This is a genomic window from Tibeticola sp., assembly GCF_022759015.1.
In the GTDB taxonomy this organism is placed as follows: Bacteria; Pseudomonadota; Gammaproteobacteria; order Burkholderiales; family Burkholderiaceae_C; genus Tibeticola; species Tibeticola sediminis.
Window position 1 is genome coordinate 1 of sequence record NZ_JAEMQB010000180.1, and the last position, 4370, is coordinate 4370.

At 71.1% G+C, this 4370-nt stretch carries 2 protein-coding genes and 1 pseudogene; 2 read left to right on the forward strand and 1 reads right to left on the reverse strand.

Annotated features, from left to right (window positions below; genetic code table 11):
* The coding region (locus JHC36_RS11370) for an Lrp/AsnC family transcriptional regulator (protein WP_287919234.1) at positions 1-144 on the reverse strand (144 nt) is incomplete at its 3' end.
* Positions 145-261: 117 nt separating this feature from the next.
* On the opposite strand from JHC36_RS11370, the gene putA reads away from it, so the two are divergent.
* Positions 262-4095, forward strand: a complete 3834-nt coding sequence (gene putA, locus JHC36_RS11375) for a trifunctional transcriptional regulator/proline dehydrogenase/L-glutamate gamma-semialdehyde dehydrogenase (RefSeq protein WP_287919231.1) — start codon at positions 262-264, stop codon at positions 4093-4095.
* 127 nt (positions 4096-4222) lie between these two features.
* Positions 4223-4370 (forward strand): annotated as a pseudogene (locus tag JHC36_RS11380) (alanine--glyoxylate aminotransferase family protein); the annotation flags it as partial.

Consider the following 4370-nt stretch of genomic DNA (forward strand, 5'->3'; position numbering starts at 1 on the left):
GCCGTCGCGCACCAGGCGCTGCACCCGCGCGAGCACGGCCGTCGGTGAGAGGCCCACCTGCTCGGCGAGTTTGAGGTTGGACAGCCGCCCGTCCGCCTGCAGGGCTTGGAGGATGCGGCGGTCGATGCGGTCGATTGAGGTGATGGGGTCAGGGTCCGGATCAGCCCCGACAGGGGACCATTCAGGCAGGGATGAATTTTTCGCTGCTTTGCGGCTTCATTTTGGCAAGAAATTCGGTTTTGGATGCGGATGATGGCGAACATGAACACCATCCTGACGCAAACACCGATGCCCAGCACGCCTGCCCTGCAGCCAAGCCCGAACGCCGCGCAGGGCCCGGCTTTTGCCGCTCTGGCGGCTGAACTGGCGCCGCTCACGCCCTTGCTCGCGGCCCTGGCCGAGCAGGCGCGGGCGCCAGAGGCCGAGATGCTCGCGCCGCTGCTCGAGGAGGCGGCGCTCCTTCCTGAGGCGGCCGCGGCGGTACGCCAGCGCGCCCTGGCCTTGGCCGCGGCTTTGCGCGCGCAGCCGGCGGGCTCCGGCCGCGCGGGTCTGGTGCAGGGGCTGCTGCAGGAGTTTTCACTCTCGTCGCAGGAGGGCGTGGCGCTGATGTGTCTGGCCGAAGCCTTGCTGCGCATTCCCGATGCGGCCACGCGCGACGCGCTGATTCGCGACAAGATCGGCCGCGGGCAATGGCAGCAGCATTTGGGGCGCAGCCCCTCGCCCTTCGTCAACGCTGCGGCCTGGGGGCTGCTGATCACCGGCCGGCTGGTGGCCACGCACAGCGAAGGCGGGCTCAAGGCGGCGCTCGCGCGCATCCTGGCCAAGGGTGGCGAGCCGCTGGTACGCAAAGGCGTGGACATGGCCATGCGGCTGATGGGCGAGCAGTTCGTGCTGGGCCAGACCATAGCCGAGGCGCTGGCACGCGCCCGCACACTCGAGGCGCAGGGTTTCCGCCACTCCTACGACATGCTGGGCGAAGCGGCGCTGACCGATGCCGATGCCGAGCGCTATTTCCAGGCATATGCCGAAGCGATCAACGCCATCGGCGCAGCCGCGCAGGGCCGGGGTGTGCGCGAGCGCGCCGGCATTTCGATCAAGCTCTCGGCGCTGCACCCACGCTACAGCCGATCGCAGCGCGCGCGCGTGCTCAAGGAACTCTATCCGCGCCTGCGCGCACTGGCCCGCTCGGCCCGCGCGCAGGACATCGGCCTCAACATCGACGCCGAGGAAAGCGAACGGCTCGAACTTTCGCTGGAACTGCTCGCGCGCCTGTGCGCCGAGCCGGATTTGGCGGGTTGGGACGGCATCGGCTTTGTCGTGCAGGCGTATCAAAAGCGCAGCCCCGCGGTGATCGACGCGCTCATCGCGCTGGCGCGGCAGCGCGGACAGCGGCTGATGGTGCGGATCGTCAAAGGCGCGTACTGGGATGCGGAGATCAAGCGCGCGCAGCTCGACGGCATGGACGACTATCCCGTCTGGACCCGCAAGACCCACACCGACGTGTGCTACTTGGCTTGCGCGCGGCGCTTGCTGGCTGCACCCGACGCGGTCTATCCGCAATTCGCCACCCACAACGCGCACACCGTCGCTGCGGTCGTGCAGCTCGCCGGCCCTGAAGCCGCACCCGACGCCTATGAGTTTCAGTGCCTACACGGTATGGGCGAGGCGCTGTATGCGCAGGTGGTCGCACCCCCCGAGCGCGGTGGCCTGGGGCGCCCCTGCCGCATCTACGCGCCGGTGGGCACGCACGAAACCTTGCTGGCCTATCTGGTGCGACGGCTGCTGGAAAACGGGGCCAACACCTCCTTCGTGCACCGGCTGGCCGACCCGGCGGTGCCGCTCGAGGACTTGGTGGCCGACCCGGTGGCCGCGGTGCGTGAGGCCGGCGTGCGCGAAGGCGCGATCAGACTGCCCCATGCGCGTATTCCCGCGCCGCCGCAGCTTTATGGCGCGGCGCGGCGCAACTCGGCCGGCTTGGATCTGGCCTGTGAGGCGGCGCTGCATGCGCTGTTACCCGCGTTGCAGGCCGCGTGCGGCGCACCCTGGCGCGCCGAGCCGCTGCTGGCGCAGCCGGTGGCCGATGCGATCGAGGCGGGTGCGCCGGTGCGCAACCCGGCGCGGTCCGGCGAGACGGTGGGCGAGGTGCGCGAGGCCAGCGCCGCCGACATCGACGCCGCGCTACAGGCGGCCGAGCGCTTTGCGCCCGAGTGGGCAGCCGTTCCTGCGGCCGAACGTGCGCGGCGGCTGGAGGCTGCGGCCGATGCGCTCGAAGCCCAGCGGCCGGCGCTGCTGGCGCGCATCGTGCGTGAGGCCGGCCGCACCCTGCCCAACGCGGTGGCCGAGGTGCGCGAGGCGGTGGATTTTCTGCGCTATTACGCCGCCCAGGCGCGCGGATGGGACGCGGCCACCCACGCACCGCTCGGGCCGGTGGTGTGCATCAGCCCGTGGAACTTCCCACTGGCGATTTTTCTGGGGCAGGTGGCCGCGGCGCTGGCAGCGGGCAACCCGGTGCTGGCCAAGCCCGCCGAGCAGACCCCGCTGGTCGCTGCCGAGGCGGTGCGCCTGCTGCACGCTGCGGGGATACCGCGCGCGGCGCTGCAACTGCTGATCGGTGACGGGCGCGTGGGCGCGGCCCTGGTGGCCGATGCGCGCGTGCGCGGCGTGGTGTTCACGGGTTCGACCGAGGTGGCCCGGCGCATCCACCAAACGCTGGCGGCACGGGCGGACGCGGCCGGCGGGCCGATTCCGCTGATCGCGGAAACCGGCGGGCAAAACGCCATGATCGTCGACAGCTCCGCGCTGGCGGAGCAAGTGGTCACCGATGCGGTGACTTCGGCCTTCGACAGCGCGGGCCAGCGCTGTTCGGCGCTGCGCGTGCTGTGCGTGCAGGAGGAGGTGGCCGACACCGTGCTCACCATGCTGCGCGGCGCGATGGCAGCGCTGCGGCTCGGCTCGCCCGAGGCGCTGTCGACCGATGTCGGCCCGGTCATCGACGCCGAGGCGCGCTCGGGCATCGAGCGGCACATCGACGAGATGCGCCGCCGCGGGCACCCGGTTTGGCAAGACCCGGCGGGGGTGGCTGCCGCGCGCGCGCTGCCCGGGTATTACGTGCCGCCGACGCTGATTGAAATCGAGCGTATCGAAGAACTCGAACGCGAGGTGTTCGGCCCCGTGCTGCATGTCCTGCGCTACCCGCGTGAGGCGCTCGACGCGCTGCTCGAGGCCATCCACAGCCGCGGCTACGGGCTGACGATGGGCCTGCACACGCGCATCGATGAGACGATCGCGCAGGTGAGCGCGCGCGCTCGCGTCGGCAACCTGTATGTGAACCGCAACATGATCGGTGCCGTGGTCGGCGTGCAGCCCTTCGGCGGCGAAGGGCTCTCGGGCACGGGGCCGAAGGCCGGTGGGCCGCTGTACCTGCTGCGCTTGCTGGCGCGTCGGCCCGATGGCGCCGCGCGCGATGCCGTGCGTGCTGCAGGGCGGCTGCAGGAGGAATCGACCCACACGCCCCCGGCGCCCCTGCTGGCGCTACAGGCCTGGGCCCAGGGCTCGGGCCGCTCCGATGCCGCCCTGTTGGTCGATGCCTGCGAACGCTATGCGCAAACGACCGCAAGCGGCCTTGGCGTCGAGCTGGTGGGCCCCACGGGAGAGCGCAACACCTACCGCACGCTCGGCCGGCAACGGATCGCAAGCCTCGCTCACACCGAAGCGGACCGACTGCTGCAATTGGCCGCCACGCTCGCCGTCGGCAGCCGCGCGCTCTGGCCCAGCGATGCGGCGGAACTGCGCGCCACACTGCCGCCCGAGGTCCAAGCCCACATCGACCTCGCCGGCGACTGGCTCAGCGCGGAGGCAGCGGCGCTGCCCCCTGACGCCAAAGCGCCCTGCGACGCAGTGCTGCTGCACGCGCCGCGCGCGGCCTGGGCAGGGGTTGCGCAAGCGCTGGCTCAGCGACCCGGCGCCTTGGTGCCGCTGGTCACCGCCGAGCCCGGCGACGCAGCCTTGCCGCTCGAGCGGCTGCTGCTCGAGCGCGCGCTGAGCGTCAACACCGCAGCGGCGGGTGGGAACGCGAGCTTGATGATGCTGGGCTGAGGCGACGCTGATCGACTCGGCAAGAGAGCCGTGCGGGCTTTGAAGAGCGCGCCGCGATCGCCCTCGCGTGCTAAGCTGAAGTCTTGCGCTCAGCCCCACGCTGGGCCGGCCACGAGAGGAGAACCCCATGCCCGGACTGCTGCCCGACGTCGACCGCGACGGCCTGCTCGAATTCTCGGTCGTCTATACCGACCGCGCGCTCAACCACATGTCGCAGCGCTTTCAGGGCGTCATGCGGGACATTTCACGCATCCTCAAGACGGTCTACCACGCGC